The following is a 19,386-nucleotide window of genomic DNA, read 5'->3' as shown; positions in this document are numbered from 1 at the left end:
ATGCTCACCAACTCGGCCAAGGCTTCGTTTTGCCGAGCGGATGCAATGAATTCCTTGGACAGCCCCGTGGCATCAACGACTGATTCGCCGTATTGGATACCCTCTTTGAGCGCGGCATCGAGCTTGAACACAAAAGTGTTCAGAGAAACTTGCGCCGACGGCGCCATCAGCGCATGCCCGGTCTCATGCGCCACCGTTCCCGCCAACATGTCCAAGCGGTCGGAACGAATGGACGGCTCGAAAATCGAGGTATTGATGCTGACGGTGCCAGTCTTGTCATCGTAGTGCCCGCCCTCGTTCTGCTGGTTGGACACTTCCAGCCGGCGCAAGGTGCCCAGGTCGATGGCTTGCGTCATCACCGAAGTCAAATAAGGCGATGTATCGATGGCCTCTCGAAGGTCAGGCACTGCGCCTTTGGGGAGGCCCGGCTGCTGCTCCAGGTTCTGGAGCAACCGTTCAATGTCGCGCTGATCAGCCATCACGCGGCTCTATTTCGAGCCTGACCCGCGAAACGCAACGTGGGTCGTCGTGCTTGTCCGTGCTGACGACTACATACAAGCCAAGCCCGTCTGCGAGCGCTCGCTCAAAGTAGACCGTCGGCTTGAAGCCCACCGCGTTCTTGGTCACGCCGAACCCTCCTGCGACCAATGGGTCATGCAGCGATTTGAACGACAGGTCACAAGCCTCGGAAGGCCTCACTGTGAGCTCAATGGTGTGGCCGGGATGACGCGCGTAAGGCTTCCACACAGCGAACTCATAGTGCCCCGCACCCAGTGTGCCCTGGAGCCCTGTTCGCCGCCCTTGACTGTCTGGCGTCACCTCAAGCCCTGACACTTGCGCAACATGCATCGGGGCCATGTCTGCTCTGGTTTCGAAAGATTTGGCCATTCGAACGATGGCCTCGACCAATGCATCTGACGTTAGTGCTGGGCCTTGTGGCAATGGCGGGTAATCGCCCGACACCACAGCATTGGGAGCGGCTTGCCGGCTGGCCTCGTCTGCGGCCCTGTCCGCACTAGCAGCGGCTTTGTCTTGCTCGGAGCGCACGTCTGCGGCGCTGGGGGGATGTCCTTCCATCGTTTTCTCCTGAGAGGCGTAATCACTCGCCGGTCCTTGAGCACAGGCCAGCGTTCCTAACGAAAGGGTAAGCACCACAATGCTGCGAATCAGTAAGCGCAAGCTGAGCCTCCGTGAGTGCTCGATGTCCTTCGTTGCCACCAGAGTCTAACCGTCAGGTGTAGCGTGCGTCCCAGGATGGAATCACGCTCTCAAATCACCGGCACCATCAGCACCGTCTACGACTGCGAAGTCACTTACCAGCCATCCGTAAGTATCGCTAAGCGCATCGGCGATGTCTTCTTCGCTCGCGCACTCAACCGTGGCTTCCATCGGCAACGCGGGACGCTTGCCGTCGGTCTCCCAGACAATCCCGCGCACGTGAAACGCCTTCATTTCCTGCTCCTTGGAAGTGCAGCTGCCTTGGCAGTCTAGCGTCGGCAGGCTGCGCAGGTGAAGGGGCGGGCTATGCCCACCCCCTTGCTGCCAGGCTGGTGTGCTGACGCCCGCCGATGACCAGATGGTCGAGGACGCGGATGTCGAGAAGCGACAGCGCCTGCTTCAGGCGTTCGGTGACCTTGCGGTCTGCTTCGCTCGGCTCCGGGTTCCCGCTCGGGTGGTTGTGGAAGAGGATGACGGCGACGGCGTTGAGGTCCAGGGCACGCTTTGCTACGACTCGCGGGTGGACATCGCACCCGTCGATGGTGCCGCTGAAGAGGTGCTCAGTGGCCAGGATGTGGTGCTTGGTATCAAGGAAGACGACGCCGAAGACTTCGTGCGGCAGGTGGGCGCAGCGGGCGACCAGGTAGCTGCCGGCTTGCTCCGGGCTGTGGATGCGGCCTTGGCGTTGAAGGCGCTGCTCCAGGATATTCGCTGCCGCGAGGAGAATCCCCTCCTCGTCCATCTGGAGTTGGTATTGAGTCTTCAGGTCTTGGGTGCGCTTCATCGGTTCTTCTCCACCAGCGCGTTGTGCGCCTCGTGGGAACCGGCAGGCGAAGCGTTCGGCTCGACCGCACCCGAGAGCGAGCACCGCGCAAGCGGCGCACAGCGAAGGGCCGCAACAAAGCGCCAGCGTCGAGAAGGAGGCCTGCCCTTGCGGTTGGGACAGCGAAGCTAAGGTCCCTTGAGAGGCCCAGCGTTGGTGGAGACAGCATCATGCATGCCCTCCAAGGCTTGCGGACCAAGCGGCATTCGGATGGACGGGTGACTGATGTCAGCAAGCGATGACTGGGCTGTGCAGCCAGTGATGGGCTACTGCGGACCTGTGCTTGCTTGTCTACGCCAGCATCGCTGCGCACGAGAAGCACGCAGGCATCGGGATAGGCTGGTCGGCACCAATGGACTCAGACATGTTCGTCCATGTTTTCCAGCCCGTGCCAGGACAAGATTTCGTCAGCTCGACGGCCGACGAACTGCACGTCCTCACCAGTCGTAGCCTCTTGCTCGATAGCAGCAGCCATGTTGGCAAAGGCTTGCCAGAAGTGGCGGCGATCAGGACTGGAAGCTCGCAGGGCGGGCACCGCAGCATCCAAACGCTCAAGGTGACGGCGAAGTCCGGCTCTGTCCATGGGCTTGAGTATCAGCAGCCTTGTCGCACTGCTTGAGACGCATCCACCAAGGCAGCGCGGAATCAGTTTCGGGTGCCGGCACGACGCTGCTCAAGCGTCCGCAGGGTGAGCGACCATCGGGTCCCACGTCCGGCAAGGTCAGACTGCACTCCTAGCATTCGTCGCACCATCGGTGTCGCGCCCTATCGGATGTCAGAAAGTTCCGATCCAGGCATATCGCTGCTTTGAATATAAATTCAGACTAACAATAATAGGCTAACATTTAACTTAAGTTCATTTTAAAAATCGAGCGACAAGCTCATTTAGTTAGCTTATTTACTGCAAACAGTACAGAATTGACTGCGATAAATCGACAAGAATTCCCTCGCAACCCTTGTTTTATAAGGGTTTCCGCCAGGTAACGGATTAGCGAATCTGGAAAACATTCCAGAGGGGACACGCTGACGCCTAAGGACTGCGCCGACACCGCAGATTTTTGTATCGCCCCCGTTGACGAATTTTCGTCCTGTCATATCCCTACTTCCATCTTTCGATGGAAGTGACCCATGACCAGCAACCCCTCCGCAGCACTCAACGATTACATTGCTTCGCCCTTCGGGCTCTTGCATTTAGAAGGCATCCACATCGGCCGGTTCCGCATTGACCGCGCCATCATCCGAGGTCGAGAAGCGGCTATCAACCTCCAAGAATGCATCCTCGCCGCGCTCGACGAAACCGGACGGAAGAGCGGTCTGAAGAACAGCACGCGCTATCCTGCGCAGCTGCCCATGGGCACGCCGGCGCGCCCTCTGGCAAAGGAGATCGAGGATCATCTGGAGGACATGCGTCGCCGGCAACTGGAGCCCAAAACCATCCAGTCCACCGAGCGCACGTTGAAGCTCCTGCTTCTTACCTGCGGCAACATCTCCGCGGCTCGAGTGGACTATTACCACATCCAGGCGCTCTGGAAACTGCTGCGCTGGGCCCCAAGGAACCTGGTGTCGGATCCGCTGCTGAAGGACCTCTCCTTCGACGAAGCGATCGCGCTGGGGAAAGAGCAAGACGTGCCGCCGCTGTCACCTGCCACGGAAGAGCGTCACCGCCGATTCCTTGTTGCCTTCTTCAACCACTTGGTCAACGGACAAGCCATCGACTTGTCACCGATGAAAGCCTTCCGGAAACCCAAAGAAGATCACACCATCGATCCCGACAAGGCCATCCGTCTCTTCGAGGACGCAGACCTGCAAGCCATTTTTGACCCCGCAACCTTCATCCCTTGGGCCAAGAAACCGCAGTATTGGTGGGCACCGATGCTCGGCTTGTATACCGGTGCCAGGGTCAACGAAGTCTGCCAGCTGAAGTTGAGCGACATCATTGAGGAACGCGGGGTGTGGTGCATCGCTTTCCAGAAGACGTTGGACCAAGACTTGGCCGCAGACCCGAAGCGACGGCGGCGCAGCCGGCAAAGCATGAAGGGAGCCGGCTGCATGCGCATCATCCCCATCGCGAAACCGCTCTTGGAGGCCGGATTCCTGGAGTTCGTGGAAGACATGAAAGCGATCGGCCACCCGCGGCTGTTCCCCCTCCTCTCTGCGGGCGTGAACCGCACGACAGGGGAAACCAATGCGCGCTACAGCCAGCAGTTTGTGGTGGATTTTGGGCGCTACCTGAAGAGCCTGGGCTTTCCCAAGGGCATCGGATTCCACGCCTTCCGCCACACCCTGGCAACCGAGCTTGATGTCAACGATGTTCCGGAGAAGGAGATTGCGCTGGTCACCGGCCACAGCACCGACCCACGGGACCGCGTCCAAGTGCTGCGCAGGCACTACCTCCACAAGAAGCCGCAGGTGACGCGCAGCAAGCAGATCAGCGCTTTGGAGCTGTATCAGCCCAATGTGGAACTGCCTCGCTATGAGCGAGGGCAGTTTGCTACGTGCTTGGCTGATCCGAGCAAGTTTTACCCGTAACGCACGGCAACTAACCAATGAACCACTCGACCAATCCGGGCGCATGTATGCCCGGCCAAAAATTCTCAGGCTTTCCACCATGAGCCTCACCACATGCCTACCACCGACCTACCCTCCTCCCCAGTCGAAACCAACCTAGCAAAGCAGCAATACGCTAGCGGAGCGATCTAAATGGCATCTATGTATGGCGATTGCACGATTCCGGCGCGCGTGTAGTTCATTACTACTCATAAAAAAGCTCACCATGCAGGCCAATCATCAGATCACCATCGATTTCGGAGAAAGGAATCTCAACAATGTCATCGGGGTGCCGAGGAAGGGCACGACCTTCATGCGGGGCATTTTTGGTGTGCCCCTTTACTTTTACCCCATCTTCTTTGATGTAGGGGAGAACAACAATTCGTCCGTGATTCTGCGAAATAATCGTTCCTTCTCGCCACAAAGCTTCTCCGTCTGAGCTTCCCTTCGCTGACCCAAGCTCCTTCACTAGCCAGCCAACGTTCTTATGAGTTTCATACCAGAAAACATAACATCCGTAGACAAGGACCTTTTCACCTTTAGCTAGCGCTTCTGCAAGAAGGCGCTTTATTCCGGCCAGCTTAAGCAGCTCGTTAGCTCTGGGGAGAAGAATCTGCCGGATAGCCGCTTTTGTCTTACCCCAATGAGATGAGCCATAAAGGTCAAAGCCATTGGCTATTTTTGCCCGATGGCATGATAGCAGCCCTTTTCTATTGGGATACCGGGGCGAAGACCATGAACCATTCTCCAAGCGGAAAAACACAATTGGACGCCCTTCCGACCTGATAAGAACTAGCTGCAAGTATGGGAACTGCCTCAGCTCATCTGCGATTAGCTCTCTATAATCCTCACTACTCTTATGGAGTATTAGCTTGCTTTCGTCAAAAATAACGCCCTTCTTCCGCGCGCGCGCCTGCACAAGCATTGCCCGCTCTTCTTGAGCTAATCTCTTGGTGGCCTGGAGACTTTTTTCGGCCTTTAATCGAAGTGAAATCCGCTGTGACTGGCTTGGCTCCTGTTCGATTCGAAGACTTGCTTCAGCGTTGATCACAGCGCATCGCTCTTCAGCAGCAGAAAGCTCAGAATAAATGTCTGCGTAGGACACCCCATTCCGCACGACCGGCCCAGACTTTTTCCACTTCGGTGCCTCGCCATCTTTGTGCACCAACACTTCAACTTGCCAGCGTTCAAACCAATAATCATAGGACGGACGAGCTGCGATAATCATTCCTAACCCCTTCCTTGCGCAATCGCCAGAGTAGATTAGTGCTACTTCCTGGGCTCGTCCAAGTGGTTTTTTATCAGGTCAAGCACGCCCTGCTGACGCTCCGCGGGCAAACGAGCAACCAGCAGGATGACCTCGGCGAGCACATCCGAACTTGCATGGAAGTAAGCCGGCGGCACGCCCAGCGCGTTGCTCAAAGCAGCCAACGTCTCGTGGTCGGGCTCCCGCTCCCCCCGCTCGTAGCGGGAGAGTCGTGACGAGGCAGCTTTCTCGTTCATCCCCAGCAGCGCTCCCAGTTCGACTTGCGACAGGCCCGCCACGCGCCTGGCCGCACGTAGGCGACGACCAAAGACGGAACCTGTGGGCAGAGATGCGGGCATGGAGATCTAACTGATGGCTAACCTCCAAGTCTGCACCGAGTAGCATCCTAGCGCACTTATCTGCCAATATGGCAGATAGAACCGCACCCATCAGAGGCCATATGGAACTTTCAGGACAAGGAGCGTTCGCAGCGCTCCTGGCGTTGACGCTCATCTCGCCACTCCCCGCCCACGCTCAGGACACCCAGCCGCAAAAGCCTGGCTTCTTGCGCCAGCTCGGCGGCAGCTTGAAGGACGCGGGCCAGCGGATGGTCGGCATCAAGCCGAACGCCGGCATCCAGGCCGGCAGCCAAGGCGCCGGCTCGATCTACGAACCCCTCAGCGGCGCCGGGAAGCTGCCAAACCTCTTCAAGGGCGATAACCACCAGCAGGCCCAGCTTGGGAAGCTGGATTGGCCCCGAGTCGCGTTGACCTTCACCGAGTGGGGCGCTTCCCTCCCCTGCTGGACCGCAGAAGCGCGCATCTGGACCAGCCCCACAGTATCGAGCGTCGAGACCTTCCGCACATGCTTCGATGCTGCCGTGACGGAAACGGACGACCTGGGGGAGACGGCGGAACTCAACAGCGCAGCGCTGTGGAAAGGCCGCGACTCGCTCAACGGCATCCGGGTGCTGCCCAGCAAGCCCAACACGGGCGCACAGCGGTCAGCAGGTCCCAACCCGCCTGCACAGCCGTTCGTGGTCAACGTGAGCCGCCCTGGAGTCGCCGACCGTGCGGTGGACGTGTCGCTGCGGGTGGCGTGGGTCTCCGGGTTTATACAGACCGCGGATCTGCACCCGGGGGCCAGCGGCCTGCTGACGCCCTTCAAAGACACCCGGATGTGGATCGCTGGGTTCAAGCCCGATGGGAACCGCGACAAGTAAGCCGGTCGCCCTCTATATCACTCATCAGCAAAGGAACGACATGAAAAACGCACGGATCGCCTTGGTCGTCCTGACCTTGGCCCTCGGCCTGACCGCTTGCGGCGGCAAGCCCTCGTCTGACAACGCCAAGGAAGCCTTTGTCCGACTGCTGAAAGACAGCGGTGCCGGCCAAGTCACCGACGTCCAAAACTTCGAACTCACCGGCTGCGTGGAAGCGGAAGGCATAGACGGCTACCGCTGCGACACGCGCGGCCAGGCCGTGCTCAACATCGAGGGCCGGCAGGTGCCCATCCCGGTCAGTAAGAATCTTCGCTATGCGAAGGCCGACGGCACGTGGAGGGCCTACGCCAGATGAAGACCCGACCCGATTCGATGGCAGGAACGTCCGCTGGCACCGTGGGCGGGCTTGGCGGGGGCGGCGCATTGCGCGCCGCTCCCAAGAAAGTCCTGACGCCGCACACGCGCTTCTTCCGGTGGTTCTCGCTCAGCCTGCTCTTCCTGGGCCCGTTCGGCTTCATCGTCGGGCCGCTGATGGCTCGGCGGGGCCTGAGGAAGGCGGAGCGGCTCTATCCGCAGGAGGCCGGCGCGGCTCGACGGCGCGATCAGGGCTTCAGCTGGGCCCAGTGGTGGGTCATGACGCCGCTGACCGTGATGGGAGCTTTCTGGGTCACCTCTGTGCTCAGCGGACTCCCCATGGTGCTGGTGGTGTTGTGGCTGCAGCTGACGCAATGACTTAAGGACTTAATCCTACCCGCCCAGAACAGCTACACGCGCCCTTTTGTCGTGCTGCGGCCACTCAGGACCGCCTTGTATCATCCGCATATTGTCGGGACGACTATGAAGTTGCACTCATAGCAGCGAAGGTCAGCTTACGGAAAAGCATAAAGGCTTCGCTGAGTCCCTTTTGCGTATACACGAAACACAAGCATGCCCCAAAAAGACAGGGCCCGGCTATGCCGGGCCCTGATAGACTTGCTAGCCGCTACCTAGCTAATCGATGAGTACTTGAGCCTTACGCCCTGACCCTCACCAGGTGCACCGCGGACCCTTGAGCCAACCCAAATTCTGTTACGTGTCACAAGTTGGCCCTACATTTTTAACGACCGTCGGGCATAAGAACGGTCTGTGTGAAGACTACTAGCATCGCTAGTCAGTGTCAACGCCTAGATCTTCACATACCTATCTAGAGATCCTAGAAGGCAGACGCGCTGAACTTGGGGCGTGCCGAGCTGAAGTAGCAATCGGCTCATCACAGCCAATGATTGCCCGGTAGCCAGCAAGTCGTCCACTAACAGCAAGGATCCACTGGGGAATGGGATTGTAGTGTTCCACTGGATGGGCTCCACATGAGCTCGGTCACGAACTTTTACATCCTTCATAGAGAAATCTTGGCCAGGGTTCTTTTGTAAAAGCGAAATTATCTCCCCTATTGCTACTTGCTCTCTTTTTCTGAGTGGCACATTTTTTTTCCTGTAAATCAATTCACTGACGACTAACGAATTCTTTTTCTTAAGAAACCCGCAAGGGAGAAGTGGCAATCCAGTAGCCTTCGAAATTCTTCTTGCCACTATATTCGCAATTCCATGCGATGAAGGAACTGCCATAATTGCATCAACAGTGAGATGAGGAACCAAATTTGTGATTGAGTTACTCATATCTGGAATGAATTTAAAAACTTCACGGCGAGAGATGGAAAATCCGCCCCTGCCTTTCAGAGCGTAAATAAGTGGATTTCCATCACCATTATCCGCTTTAACTCTCCTGAAAATTGCAAATACAGCGTCTCCCACCGAAGATAATTGCCTCGAAGGATTATTATGAATCGAGCTATCAACCCTATCATTCGAGCTATCAAAATAAACTGATTTCGAGGTAAAATTTATTCTAATCCCCAAGCACCACCCCCAAGATTTCCGTATTTATGCGCACTATCACAACTAGCGAGGCGGCATCAGCAGATGATTCAACACTATCAGCTAAGCAAATCTCGCAAATCAAACACAACTCCTCACGTAACCGCAGTGTAAAAAATCACTTACTTGAGCATAGACTGCTTGAAAATTGTTTCGGCGTATATGAAGGCAAAAAAGCAGGAGAAATAAACCTTGCGAGGGTCGCCACCCGATCCGGCAAGCTCCGCCGATCAATGTAAAACTTCTCCAAGACCGTCTGCCCGGTCCCGTGCCCCGTGAGAGCTCCAATAGCAGAAGCCGACACCCCTGCCTCATCCAGCTTTGATGCGATGGTATGGCGGAATCCGTGGAACCCCTGCCCCTTCTCCGATACGCCTTGCCGCTTGATGTAGACGGAGAACTGACGGCTCAGCTGTCGTCCGTAGCCCAGTCCTGTTGAGTTGGGCAGGTCCGGGAAGAGCCGCTCGACCCCAGCTTGCCTCGCCTCTTTCACATAATCCAGAAAGCCGCAGTCGATCACCGGTTGGGCCAGCGGAATGAACCGCCGGCTGTGCTTGTTCTTGATGCTCTGCTTCTTTCCGATCTTCCGCACGAAGAAGCCGGGCACACCGTCGATGGTGTCGATATCCTCCAGCCGTAGCTGCGCGATCTCGTTGACGCGAGCTCCCGAGTAAAGCCCGAGGATCGGCCCAAACCACCGATGCGGATACTTTGACGCCCACTTCGGGAATTCCACCGGGTCAAAGATGGCCTTCAACTCGGCGTCCGTGAAAGGCGAGCCCGTGTCTTCCGAATCAGGGGTGGCGATCGCCCGGATGCCCGCCAGTGGGTTCACCGCCAGGTGCTTTCCCTCCACCAAGGAAACGAGGAAGACGCTCAACCGTTGACGGTGCTTGGCCATGGTCCACGCCGCCGGCTCCGGTTCCTGATTCTTCTTCGCCAGCTTGATGACGTCAGGCACCGACAGGTCCCGATAGGCCGGCCGCTTGGTTGCATTCGAAGGCCAGTAGCGCACGCCCTCGAAGAAGGCCCGCACGTGATCCTGGGTCAGCGAGGCCACGGGGACGTCCTTGCCGATGATTCCGGCAAACAGGCGCAGCGTGTGGCGGCTTTCGAGCACGGTCTTTTGATGCAGGCGTGCCCCGGCCAGGTCCCTCAAATGATCGGCCATCGCCTTGGACAGCATCAGCGCCTTGGGTGCATCGCCGCCGCCGGATATGCGCTGACTGCCCTCGCGCAACTGTTGCCGACGCTTGGCCACCCTTGCCGCCATGACCTCAGTGGGCTCTGTCTGCCGCGCCCGCACCATTAGGTCTCCGAAGATTCCGGCATCGGCGGGGTTGTCCAGCTGCGCCTGAGCGATGCGCGTGCCGTCGGGCAGCGTCACATCTTTCAGGGTCAGCTCTTTGATGTCCCCACTGCGAACCTTTTCCAGCAGTTCTTCCAGATCCACGGTCATCCCTTTCCGCATGGCATCGAATGCCATCGATAGTGCCATCCCCATCGTGGCCGCCGCCAGCCTGGCGTGGTCACCGCGACGGTTTCCCAGCGATCGGACAAGGTAACGCGAGCCAATCAGGGCTCGAAGATCGGTCGGAACGAAGAAGCGCGCATACAGGCCAGCCGAGCGCGACATCATCAGAGGCTTGGGCAAGATTGATACCTCGATTGATACCTCAAGGGGCATCGCTCGGAATCATCAACCGGCCTGAATATCTAACTCAATCAACCAGTTACGGACTGAGTAGAAGCTCTGGAGCGGGCGAAGGGAATCGAACCCTCGTCAGTAGCTTGGGAAGCTACAGCTCTACCATTGAGCTACGCCCGCTTGGCGTGGGGAGAGTTTAGGCGGGTGCAGGTGTCGGGCGCAATGCGCAGACGTGACGAGGGCCGGTTGCCCGGCCCTCGTCTCTTACCTCAGCGCTACCAAGCCAGTCGGCGCACTCAGAAATTGCCGCTGAAGTTCACGAACAAGGTGGCATCGCGGGCGCTGCGCTGAGCAGTGGTGGTGCTCAGGCCCACGTTGCTCTGCAAACCCCACAGGCCGGTACGCGCGCCCAGCACCACAGTGGCGTAGTTGCGGTCGAAGTTCTGGCCCGGCACGGTGTACATGCCCACTTCCGGCATCGACTGCAGCCAGGCGCTGGCTTCGCCGCCGTCCTTGAACTCGTGGTCGTAGGTCGCCTGCACGTACGGCTTGACCGCCGCACCGTCCAGACGCACCTGGAAGCCGATGCGGCCGACCAGCGAGTCGATATCCTGGTCGGCATACCCCAGCGCGGTGGAGCTCTCGTTGCTTTCGGTGTAGCCGTCGAGCTTGAGCTTCTGCCAGGTCAGGCCGACCACCGGGCCGTACTTGACGTTGCCTTCGCCCAGCGAATAGCCGGCGTTGACGGCGGCGGTCAGGTTGCTGCCGTCCGGCGATCCGCTGTGCACACGCGTGGCTGGCCCGAGCTGGACTTCGCGGTCGACGTCGTAGCTCAACCAGCTGTAGCTGACCTGCGCGTTGACCCACACCGGACCGGTGTACCAGCCGAAGAAGCCGCCCAGAGTGGTGTCGTCCTGCTTGAAGCTGCCGTTACGGTTGCCGAAGTCGGCGTCCATGCGGCCGAAGCCGGCAAAGCCGCCGAAGACCATGTCGCCAGCGCTCCAATCCACGCCGAACAGGCCGGCCGGCGCCATGCCGTCGTACAGATCGGCGTGATCGTAGCGCTGCATGTCGCCGCGCACGCTGCCCCACCAGCGCAGACCATCCGCGTCCGGCTTGCCGTCCAGATGCCAAGCCACCTGGTCGGCACGCGCACGGCCACCGGCCTGCGCCGAGTGGGTCAGCACCTGCTGCAGACGCGGCGCTTCCAGCAGCGAGATCGCGTACTGGCCCAGGATCTGATGGACCGCGGTGGTCGGGTGGATGCCGTCGGCGAACACATAGGTGTTCTGCGCGTTGGCCGCGACCAGGCTGGTCGGGTTGCACGCAGGCAGCGGCACGGCCGGGTTGCAGGCGGTGTTGGTGACGTTGGTGAAGCCGAAGGTGCCCGGTGCGGCGACGATTTCCTGCAGCATGTGGAAGGTGTCGACCGGGATCACACGCAGGCCGGCCGACTGGAGGCCGTTGAACAGCGCGGTGTTGTACGTGGTCGCAGCGGCGGTGCCCTGGGCCATTGCGACGGCGCCGCCAGCGCGGAAGCGCGGGGTGATACCGACGTCCGGAATGGTCGGCACCATGACGTAACGCGCGCCGGCATTCTGCAAGGTCGCCACGGCGCCGACCTGAGCGGTCACTGCACTGCCGATGATGGCCTGCGCCTGTGCCGGCGCGGCGGCTGCGGCGAGCAGATCGTTGGCGCCGCCCCACACGGTGTAGAGCGCATTCGGGTTGGCGCGGCCGCCGTTGGCGGTGAGGTAGGTGTTGATCTGGCTGGTCACCGACGGCGCGGCGCCGAGCGCGCTGACCGAGCTGGCCTGGATGCGCGCGCCGCCGGCAGCGTAGTTGTCGCCGGTCTGGCCATTGCCGTTGGGCGCAGCGTTGGTGCCGAAGTGGTCGCCGACATACTCGGCCCACACCCAACCCGGGTTGGTGGTGAACTTGCCGGTGACTGCGCGCGAGGCGGCCGGCAGCAGCGGGTTGTAGTAGCCGCTGTCGGTGAGGCTGTCGCCGAAGAAGACGGTCTGGTCGAAGGCCGACTCGGCCATGGCCGGGGTGGCCGCGATAGCGATGGCAACGGCCATCAGGGAGCGGATCGGGCGAAGTGTTGAAGCCATGGGAGTGCCTGCTTGAAAGTGGATGGGACCGGACCGGGCTGCGTACGTACGCCGGCGAATGGCAATGGTTTCACCCTCGCCGCCTGCGCTCACGCTGCACCGCCGCATAACGCAAAAACGCGCGTCCTGACGGCGCGCGATGCCACAATGATGACATGAACATTCAACTCAACGGCAGCCCGCGCACGCTTCCCGATCACCTACCGCTCGCGGCCCTGCTGGACCAGGAGGGCTTGGCACAGCGACGTGTGGCAGTGGAGGTCAATGGCGAAATCGTGTCGCGCGGACGGCATGCCGAACATGCGTTGCGCGAGGGCGATGTGGTGGAGATCGTGCACGCCTTGGGTGGCGGTTGATGCCCTGCGCGGGCGGCGCATCCGCGCCCGATCGGTGATAATTGCCGGATGACGAATCCCGCCCCCTCTGATGCGCTGGTCATCGCCGGCAAACGCTACCGTTCGCGCCTGTTGACAGGCACCGGCAAGTTCAAGGATCTGGACGAAACCCGCCTGGCCACCGAGGCCTCTGCCGCCGAAATCGTGACCGTGGCGATCCGCCGCGTGAACATCGGCCAGGACCCGAATGCGCCCAGCCTGCTCGACGTGCTGCCGCCTGATCGCTACACGCTGCTGCCCAACACCGCCGGCTGCTACACCGCCGAAGACGCGGTGCGCACCTGCCGGCTGGCCCGCGAGCTGCTCGACGGCCACAACCTCACCAAGCTGGAAGTGCTGGGCGACGCGCGCACGCTGTACCCGGACGTGGTGCAGACGCTCAAGGCCGCCGAGCAATTGGTGGCCGATGGCTTCGAGGTCATGGTCTATACCTCCGACGACCCGATCCTGGCCAAGCGCCTGGAAGAGATCGGCTGCGTGGCGGTGATGCCGCTGGCGGCGCCGATCGGCTCGGGCCTGGGCATCCAGAACAAGTACAACCTGCTGGAAATCATCGAAAACGCCAAAGTACCGATCATCGTCGATGCCGGCGTGGGCACGGCATCGGACGCGGCGATTGCGATGGAGCTGGGCTGCGACGGCGTGTTGATGAATACCGCCATTGCCGGTGCGCGCGATCCAATCCTGATGGCCAGCGCGATGCGCAAGGCGATCGAGGCCGGGCGCGAGGCGTTTCTGGCCGGGCGGATTCCGCGCAAGCGGTATGCCTCGGCGTCGAGCCCGGTCGATGGTGTGATCGGATGAGTGGGTGTGCTGCGTTGATATTGCAGTCGATGCGCAGTGATTGGCCGTGTGACGTGCCGGGTGTTGCCATTGCTGGATCGCGCGTTGCTGCGAGTGCCCTCGGCACGCCGTACCCTCACCCCAACCCCCGCTCCGCGCCCCGGCCCGCGCCTGCGTCGCGGGCGCTCCTATGCACGCGCGCCTACGGCGCGCAAGCTGTGCCTCCTCGCCCCGACGGGACAGGGGCTTTTGTTTTTCGATATGACTGACATTTCATGACCGACCCGTTTACCAGCGACGGCGCCAAGATGCCGCCCAAGCCCTTCACCATCGAAGAAGGGCGCCGCCAGGTGCGTAGCTTCGTGTTGCGCCAGGGCCGCTTCACGCCCGCGCAGCAGCGCGCCTTCGACGAGTTGTGGCCGCGCTTCGGGCTGGATTACACCGGGGAGCGTCGCGACCTGGATGCCGCGTTCGGCCGTCCCGCACCCAAGGTGCTGGAAATCGGCTTCGGCAACGGCGCCGCGTTGCGCTTTGCCGCGCAGCACGACCCCAGCCGCGACTACATCGGTATCGAAGTGCATGCGCCCGGCGTCGGCCGGCTGCTCAATGCGCTGCACGATGACGGCGGCACGCATGTGCGTCTGTATCACCACGATGCGGTGGAAGTGCTCGAGCACGAGATTGCCGATGGCGCGCTGGATGAAGTGCGCATCTACTTCCCCGATCCGTGGCACAAAAAACGCCACAACAAGCGTCGCCTGATCCAGCCGGCCTTCGCGCAGCTGCTGGTGCGCAAGCTACGCGAAGGCGGCCGTCTACATGCCGCCACCGATTGGGCCGACTACGCCGAACAGATGTGGGACGTCCTCGATGCCACACCGGGTCTGGTCAACCGCGCCGGTCCGCGCGGCCACGTCGAACGCCCCGCCTGGCGCCCGCAAACCCACTTCGAAACCCGCGGCCAGAAACTCGGCCACGGCGTCTGGGATCTGCTCTACGACCGGGAATCGGGAATAGGGAATGGGGAATCGCCAGGGCACACGCCAGCGGCGCCCGGATAACTTGCCAGCGTCAGCGCCTCCGCTTTTTCCATTCCCCATTCCCGACTCACCATCCCCGGCCCCCAATGGATACCGCGCTGACACTGACCAACGATATGAAGCTCGTCCTCGGGCTGGTCGGTTTCACGATGGCGATGTTTCTGTTCGAGCGCATCCGCGCCGATGTGGTGGCCTTGATCGTGCTGGTGGTGCTGGGCGTCACCGGGCTGGTGGCGCCGGAAGAATTGTTCGGCGGCTTTTCCGGTAATGCGGTGATGAGCATCATCGCCACCACCATTCTTGGCGCGGGGCTGGAGCGCACCGGCGCCTTGAACCGGTTGGCCACCTGGCTGCTGCGGCGTTCGCACGGCAGCGAGCAGCGCTTGATGATGATGACGCTGGCCATCTCCGGCTTGAACTCATCGTTCATGCAGAACCCCTCGGTGATGGCCTTGTACCTGCCGGTGGCTTCGCGGCTGGCGGCACGCACCGGGCTGACCCTGCAACGCATGTTGTTGCCCATCGCTGCAGCCATCGTGATGGGCGGCGCGCTCACCATGGTGGGCAATTCGCCGTTGATTCTGCTCAACGATCTGTTGGTCTCGGCCAACAACAACCTGCCCTCGGGCATGGCCAGCATCGAGCCGTTGACGATGTTCGCGCCCTTGCCGATCGGCCTGGCCTTGCTGATCGCGGCATTGCTGTACTTCCGCTTCTATGGCGATCGCAAGCTGATCGAAGAGGAACGCCTGATCAACGAAGGCGTCACGCCGTCGCGCACCGAAAGCTATTTCGCCAAGACCTACGGCATCGATGGCGACGTGTTCGAGCTCACCGTGACCGCCGAGAGCCCATTGGTCGGCATGACCCTGGGCGAGGCAGAAGCCATTCACGACGCGCCGCTGCTGCTAGCCCTGAAGACCGGCAACGACACCCGCCTGGCGCCGCCGGCGGACATGCGTATCTGGGTCGGCAGCGTGCTGGGTGCGATGGGCCAACGCCAGGAGGTCGCCGATTTTGCGCAGAATCACTTCCTGCGCATGTCCTCGCGGCTGCGCAACCTGGGCGATCTGTTCAACCCCAGCCTTGCGGGTATTTCCGAAGCGGTGATTCCGCCCAACTCGCGCCTGATCGGCAAGAGCGCCGGCGAACTGCGCTTGCGCAAGCAGAGCGGCATCAGCCTGCTGGCGATCAACCGCGACAAGCAGGTAATCCGCGAAGACGTACGCAACGTGCCGCTGCGTGCTGGCGACATGCTGGTGTTCCACAGCATCTGGCAGGACCTGGCGCAGGCGGCGGAAAGCCGCGACTTCGTACCGGTCACCGACTTTCCCAAGGGCGAGCAGCGTCCGCACAAGTTCAAGATCGCGATGGCGATCTTCGCCTTCACCATCCTGATTGCGCTGACCTCGCGCCTGCCGGTGGCGCTGACGCTGATGACCGGTGTGGCCTGCATGCTGGTCAGCGGCGTGCTGCGCATGGACGAGGCTTATGCGTCGATCAACTGGAAGACCATCTTCATGATGGCCGGCTTGATTCCGCTCGGCTGGGCGATGGACAGCAGCGGCACCGCCGCCTGGGTGGCCGGCCACACCATCGACCGTCTGCCCGAAGGTGTGCCGGTGTGGGCGCTGGAAATCAGCCTGGCGTTGCTGACCACGGCATTTTCGTTGGTGATCAGCCACGTCGGCGCAACCATCGTGATGGTGCCGATCGCGGTCAATCTGGCGCTGGCAGCCAACGGCAACCCCACTGCGTTCGCACTGATCGTGGCGTTGTCGGCGTCCAACAATCTGATGACCGCCTCCAACCCGGTGATCTCGATGGTGGCCGGCCCGGCCAACTATCAACCGCGCGAGTTGTGGCGCGTAGGCGCACCGCTGTCGCTGATCTACATCGTGGTGATGGTGTCGATGATCAATCTGATGTTCTGGTGGGCGGCGCGCTAAGGGGCGGCGCGTTGCGGGTTAACGATCTAACCGCGTGTGCCGGCATCGACTGCCACGCTGTGCACACACCAACCTGCCTGCAATGGCACGTCGTCACTCTGCATCGCAGCAGGCACCGGCCGCGCCCGCTATCGGGCTGCGGTGCGACCGCGTTGTCGGCGGTTATCCGAGCAGCACGTGCTCGCCGTCGATGCGTACCGGCACGGCGACGAGCGATTGACCACGACAGGGGCCGCTGATGCATTCGCCCGCGACGAGCTCGAACGCGGCGCCGTGCGCAGCGCAGACCAGATGGCCGTCCTTGGTCTTGAGGAACTGACCCGGCGCCCAATCCAGCCTGCGTCCGGCATGCGGGCAGACGTTCAACCACGCACGCACCTTCGCACCTTCGCGATACAGCACCAGCGACTCCGGGCCGTCTTCCCACGCGGCTTCCACTTCCAGAAATCCGGCATCGGGAATCTGCGCCAAGCTGGCGAGCGTGGTCGGTGAGGACGATGGCATGGGCAACGACTGCGCAAGAACGATCGCCGATTGTGGCATGCGCCCGCACCGCCGCTGCGCGAGGCGCAACGCCGTGTCGATGACCGCGCCATCTGCGAGCTGACCAGGTAGCGACGGCAATCCGGGCAAGACCGCAGACCCCGGCCAGCACATACAACGTGATGGATTTAACAAAACGCTGATCGAATTAACGAACTTTTCACTCAATGACATGAAACCGCAACGATACTGCGCGCTTGTTTCCTGCCCGGCAGCCCACCGCCATGCCTGCACGTATCTTCCAATTCGGCAACCTCCATCACCTGTTTGCGCCACGCAAGCCGCGCCACCCATTGGTGCGCGTTGCGGCGGGTCTCGCCGGCCTGGTGATCCTTGCGGTGCTGATCTTCTTCAGTGTGTTCGTCGGCGCGGCAATGATTCTGGGCGGCGTCGCCTGGAAACTGTTGAGCAAGTCGAACCGACGCACACCGCAGCAAGCGCGCGTGGTCGAGGCCGAATACCGCGTGGTGCGCAAACCCGCGCTACCGATGTCGCACTGAGCGCGTCGCGCTTGTGCGGCACACCCGACGCACTTGACAGCGGGTTCTACATCGTCGACACATTGAATCGGCATGTCTGCAGGCATGCCGATGTGCGTTTTGGGTTGCCGATCGGCCGACGATATTGAGCTGCGAACGGGCGCCCTGCCGCTCACTTCAGCACTGAAGGTTCCGTCGTACACGGCCAAGCGGCTAGACTCACGCGTCCCGTTCCGAGGATGCGTGCATGACTGACGATGTGATTCCCGCTGCCGATGTTCCGCGCATTCCGGTGGTGGGTGGCGGCAACTTTCCGGTGCACCGCGTCTACTGCGTGGGCCGTAACTTTGCCGATCACGCGCGCGAGATGGGCGCCACCGCGCCAGCGTCCAAGGCCGAGCGTGGCCAGCCGACCTTTTTCATGAAGCCTGCCGACGCCATCGTGGTTGGTCACGGCGACCAGATCCCCTACCCGCCCGGCACCAAGGAGCTGCACCACGAAGTGGAGCTGGTGGTGGCGCTGGGGAGCGATGCGCCAGCTGGTGAGTTGCCCGTGGATCAAGCCGAAGGCCTGATCTATGGCTATGGCGTGGGCCTGGATCTGACCCGTCGCGATCTGCAGGCCGCGGCCAAGGCCAAGGGCCTGCCGTGGGACATCGCCAAGGGCTTCGACCATTCCGCACCGATCAGCGAGTTGGTGCATGCGGGCGAAGTGGGCGCACTGGATGCGTTGAACCTGTCGCTGGAAGTCAACGGACAGGTACGTCAGCAATCGTTGCTGGATCAGATGATCTGGAACGTGCCGGAAATTCTGCATGAGCTATCCAAGCTATATGCACTGCGCGCAGGCGATCTGATTTTCATGGGCACACCGGCCGGCGTGGGTCCGTTGCTGCCGGGCGATCAGTTCAGTGCGCGCCTGGAAAATGTGGCCGAACGCCACGGCATCATCGCGGGCTGACATCGGCCGGGCTAGGATCGGCACAGCGGCAGTCGGTCCGCGTCCGCCTCTGGAGTGCGTTATGGGAATGGTCAGCGAATTCAAGCAATTCGCGATGCGAGGCAACGTCGTCGATCTTGCGGTCGGTGTGGTCATCGGCGCGGCGTTCGGCAAGATCGTCACCGCGCTGGTGGAAAAAATCATCATGCCGCCGATCGGCTGGGCCATCGGCAATGTGGATTTTTCGCGGTTGGCGTGGGTGCTCAAACCCGCCGGCGTCGATGCCACCGGCAAGGACATTCCCGCCGTGGCGATCGGCTATGGCGACTTCATCAACACCGTCGTGCAATTCGTGATCATTGCCTTCGCGATCTTTCTGGTGGTCAAGCTGATCAATCGCCTCACCCAGCGCAAGCCGGACGCTCCCAAAGGCCCGAGCGAAGAAGTGCTGTTGCTGCGCGAGATTCGCGACTCGCTGAAAAACGACACGCTCAAACCGCCGAGCACGTTGTAAGCGGACACATCC

21 protein-coding genes and 1 tRNA gene are annotated in these 19,386 nt (G+C 61.1%); 11 read left to right on the top strand and 11 right to left on the bottom strand.

Going from position 1 to position 19,386, the window contains the following annotated elements; translation table 11 throughout:
- Window positions 1–471: 471 nt before the first annotated feature.
- From ABQZ00_RS03190 to ABQZ00_RS03175, 4 genes are all read right to left on the bottom strand, one after another.
- On the bottom strand, window positions 472–1,077 hold the full coding sequence (locus ABQZ00_RS03190) for a hypothetical protein (protein WP_323537617.1): 606 nt from the start codon (window positions 1,075–1,077) through the stop codon (window positions 472–474).
- Window positions 1,078–1,260: 183 nt separating this feature from the next.
- Complete coding sequence (locus ABQZ00_RS03185; protein ID WP_274393327.1) at window positions 1,261–1,452, bottom strand: hypothetical protein; 192 nt, start codon at window positions 1,450–1,452, stop codon at window positions 1,261–1,263.
- 70 nt (window positions 1,453–1,522) lie between these two features.
- Window positions 1,523–2,002 (bottom strand): JAB domain-containing protein, encoded by a 480-nt coding sequence (locus tag ABQZ00_RS03180; protein WP_323537618.1) that lies wholly within the window; start codon window positions 2,000–2,002, stop codon window positions 1,523–1,525.
- A 397-nt stretch (window positions 2,003–2,399) separates the two neighbouring features.
- A complete protein-coding gene (locus ABQZ00_RS03175; RefSeq protein WP_228423391.1) occupies window positions 2,400–2,624 on the bottom strand; it encodes a hypothetical protein in 225 nt (74 codons plus the stop codon).
- Window positions 2,625–3,169: 545 nt separating this feature from the next.
- On the opposite strand from ABQZ00_RS03175, the gene ABQZ00_RS03170 reads away from it, so the two are divergent.
- Entirely contained in the window at window positions 3,170–4,570 is a 1,401-nt protein-coding gene (locus ABQZ00_RS03170) for a site-specific integrase (RefSeq protein WP_323537619.1), read from the top strand.
- Window positions 4,571–4,793: 223 nt separating this feature from the next.
- Here ABQZ00_RS03170 and ABQZ00_RS03165 read toward each other — a convergent pair whose 3' ends face one another.
- Together ABQZ00_RS03165 and ABQZ00_RS03160 are read right to left on the bottom strand one after the other, a co-directional pair.
- Complete coding sequence (locus ABQZ00_RS03165; protein ID WP_323537620.1) at window positions 4,794–5,816, bottom strand: hypothetical protein; 1,023 nt, start codon at window positions 5,814–5,816, stop codon at window positions 4,794–4,796.
- A 41-nt stretch (window positions 5,817–5,857) separates the two neighbouring features.
- On the bottom strand, window positions 5,858–6,193 hold the full coding sequence (locus tag ABQZ00_RS03160) for a helix-turn-helix domain-containing protein (protein WP_323537621.1): 336 nt from the start codon (window positions 6,191–6,193) through the stop codon (window positions 5,858–5,860).
- A gap of 101 nt (window positions 6,194–6,294) precedes the next feature.
- Between ABQZ00_RS03160 and ABQZ00_RS03155 the strand changes: the two genes are divergently transcribed.
- From ABQZ00_RS03155 to ABQZ00_RS03145, 3 genes are read left to right on the top strand one after another with little or no spacing between them, the layout of a single operon-like run.
- Window positions 6,295–7,056, top strand: coding sequence for a hypothetical protein (locus tag ABQZ00_RS03155; RefSeq protein WP_323537622.1), 762 nt, complete (start codon window positions 6,295–6,297; stop codon window positions 7,054–7,056).
- 40 nt (window positions 7,057–7,096) lie between these two features.
- Window positions 7,097–7,411, top strand: coding sequence for a hypothetical protein (locus ABQZ00_RS03150; RefSeq protein WP_323537623.1), 315 nt, complete (start codon window positions 7,097–7,099; stop codon window positions 7,409–7,411).
- Window positions 7,408–7,788, top strand: a complete 381-nt coding sequence (locus tag ABQZ00_RS03145) for a hypothetical protein (RefSeq protein WP_274507299.1) — start codon at window positions 7,408–7,410, stop codon at window positions 7,786–7,788. The genes ABQZ00_RS03150 and ABQZ00_RS03145 overlap by 4 nt, the downstream gene beginning before the upstream one ends.
- 431 nt (window positions 7,789–8,219) lie before the next feature.
- Here ABQZ00_RS03145 and ABQZ00_RS03140 read toward each other — a convergent pair whose 3' ends face one another.
- The 4 genes from ABQZ00_RS03140 to ABQZ00_RS03125 all read right to left on the bottom strand — a co-directional run bounded on the left by ABQZ00_RS03140 (window position 8,220) and on the right by ABQZ00_RS03125 (window position 12,698).
- A complete protein-coding gene (locus ABQZ00_RS03140; RefSeq protein ID WP_323537624.1) occupies window positions 8,220–8,846 on the bottom strand; it encodes a type I phosphoribosyltransferase in 627 nt (208 codons plus the stop codon).
- A 241-nt stretch (window positions 8,847–9,087) separates the two neighbouring features.
- On the bottom strand, window positions 9,088–10,656 hold the full coding sequence (locus tag ABQZ00_RS03135) for a tyrosine-type recombinase/integrase (RefSeq protein ID WP_323537625.1): 1,569 nt from the start codon (window positions 10,654–10,656) through the stop codon (window positions 9,088–9,090).
- 67 nt (window positions 10,657–10,723) lie between these two features.
- Window positions 10,724–10,797, bottom strand: a tRNA-Gly gene (locus tag ABQZ00_RS03130).
- A gap of 116 nt (window positions 10,798–10,913) precedes the next feature.
- A complete protein-coding gene (locus ABQZ00_RS03125) occupies window positions 10,914–12,698 on the bottom strand; it encodes an autotransporter domain-containing esterase (protein ID WP_055848836.1) in 1,785 nt (594 codons plus the stop codon).
- Between the two features lie 188 nt (window positions 12,699–12,886).
- Between ABQZ00_RS03125 and thiS the strand changes: the two genes are divergently transcribed.
- The 4 genes from thiS (at window position 12,887) to ABQZ00_RS03105 (ending at window position 16,898) form a co-directional block, all read left to right on the top strand.
- Window positions 12,887–13,087, top strand: a complete 201-nt coding sequence (gene thiS, locus ABQZ00_RS03120; protein WP_055848833.1) for a sulfur carrier protein ThiS — start codon at window positions 12,887–12,889, stop codon at window positions 13,085–13,087.
- 48 nt (window positions 13,088–13,135) lie between these two features.
- Window positions 13,136–13,930, top strand: a complete 795-nt coding sequence (locus tag ABQZ00_RS03115) for a thiazole synthase (protein WP_323537626.1) — start codon at window positions 13,136–13,138, stop codon at window positions 13,928–13,930.
- 254 nt (window positions 13,931–14,184) lie between these two features.
- Window positions 14,185–14,970 (top strand): tRNA (guanosine(46)-N7)-methyltransferase TrmB, encoded by a 786-nt coding sequence (gene trmB, locus ABQZ00_RS03110; protein WP_115513712.1) that lies wholly within the window; start codon window positions 14,185–14,187, stop codon window positions 14,968–14,970.
- Between the two features lie 65 nt (window positions 14,971–15,035).
- Window positions 15,036–16,898: an SLC13 family permease gene (locus ABQZ00_RS03105; RefSeq protein ID WP_055848825.1), complete on the top strand. Its 1,863-nt coding sequence runs from the start codon at window positions 15,036–15,038 to the stop codon at window positions 16,896–16,898.
- 162 nt (window positions 16,899–17,060) lie between these two features.
- On the opposite strand, the gene ABQZ00_RS03100 is transcribed toward ABQZ00_RS03105, so the two are convergent.
- Complete coding sequence (locus ABQZ00_RS03100; RefSeq protein WP_323514599.1) at window positions 17,061–17,402, bottom strand: Rieske (2Fe-2S) protein; 342 nt, start codon at window positions 17,400–17,402, stop codon at window positions 17,061–17,063.
- A gap of 263 nt (window positions 17,403–17,665) precedes the next feature.
- Here ABQZ00_RS03100 and ABQZ00_RS03095 point away from each other — a divergent pair, with 263 nt between their 5' ends.
- The 3 genes from ABQZ00_RS03095 to mscL all read left to right on the top strand — a co-directional run bounded on the left by ABQZ00_RS03095 (window position 17,666) and on the right by mscL (window position 19,374).
- The gene (locus tag ABQZ00_RS03095) at window positions 17,666–17,941 is read left to right on the top strand and encodes a hypothetical protein (protein WP_104617508.1); all 276 of its coding nucleotides are present in this window, start codon (window positions 17,666–17,668) and stop codon (window positions 17,939–17,941) included.
- A 226-nt stretch (window positions 17,942–18,167) separates the two neighbouring features.
- Window positions 18,168–18,881 (top strand): fumarylacetoacetate hydrolase family protein, encoded by a 714-nt coding sequence (locus ABQZ00_RS03090; protein ID WP_323537627.1) that lies wholly within the window; start codon window positions 18,168–18,170, stop codon window positions 18,879–18,881.
- 61 nt (window positions 18,882–18,942) lie between these two features.
- A complete protein-coding gene (gene mscL, locus ABQZ00_RS03085) occupies window positions 18,943–19,374 on the top strand; it encodes a large-conductance mechanosensitive channel protein MscL (protein ID WP_055848817.1) in 432 nt (143 codons plus the stop codon).
- The last annotated feature ends 12 nt before the right edge of the window (window positions 19,375–19,386 follow it).

Origin of the sequence: Xanthomonas sp. WHRI 10204, from assembly GCF_040202875.1 — a bacterium.
Classification (GTDB): Bacteria; Pseudomonadota; Gammaproteobacteria; order Xanthomonadales; family Xanthomonadaceae; genus Xanthomonas.
This window is presented reverse-complemented; position numbering and strand designations above follow the sequence as displayed.